Here is a 721-nt window from a genome sequence, read left to right as displayed (position 1 = left end):
CTTCGGGAAAAGTCTTTCAAAAGCTTGTAAAAGAGCCAGATGAGTTTGCGCAGAGTTTCGACATGTCTCACCTGCAGGAGCGTTGCTGGTATCAGCTTGTGCACCAAGCGTTCAGCATGCACCCAGCACAGCGCATGGTCTCCGACACGGAACTGACCAGCATCATCAGAGACAATAACGGCATTGCCCAACAAACCATGATGGCGAATAGAACCCCAGATACCGGATTCCGCGATTATCCGAACTAAATCCTTATCGAAGATGTCGATACCCTTATGGGCCAAGTGCTCAAGAAACGGCACCTGATTGGGAAAGTGCTGTGGTTTGCGGGTTCGCAGTCTGGCGATAACCGTCGGATCGACGCCATGCCGCGACTTCAGATAATCGCAAGCGGCATCATTGAGCACATAATCCTGATAATTGCCGCGAAAGAGCGACAGGAAGTTCAGCCGTGACTTGGTCTTCGTGGTGCGGAACACAGTAAAATGCTCGCCGCCAATATGGGTGGTGTAGAAATTATCACGCGCATGACGGGCACCGGTGTCGTCGACCGTCACATAGGCTGCTGACACCAGGCCAGCATGCAGGACGGCAGCATCTTCAGCAACGAAACCATCAAGTCCTTTGGTGAGCAGACGCACGACCTGGCGCTTGGAGATGTCCATGCCAATGTCATTGAGCAATGCAGACAATCGTTCCGTCGTGACTTGTCCTTGTGCAT

Annotated in this window: 1 pseudogene; it reads right to left on the bottom strand. The window is 52.4% G+C overall.

What is annotated here, in order from left to right:
- Positions 1–721: pseudogene (locus WH356_RS23995) on the bottom strand (IS66 family transposase); the annotation flags it as partial.

Source organism: Ochrobactrum sp. MYb379, assembly GCF_037479515.1.
In the GTDB taxonomy this organism is placed as follows: Bacteria; Pseudomonadota; Alphaproteobacteria; order Rhizobiales; family Rhizobiaceae; genus Brucella.
This window is presented reverse-complemented; position numbering and strand designations above follow the sequence as displayed.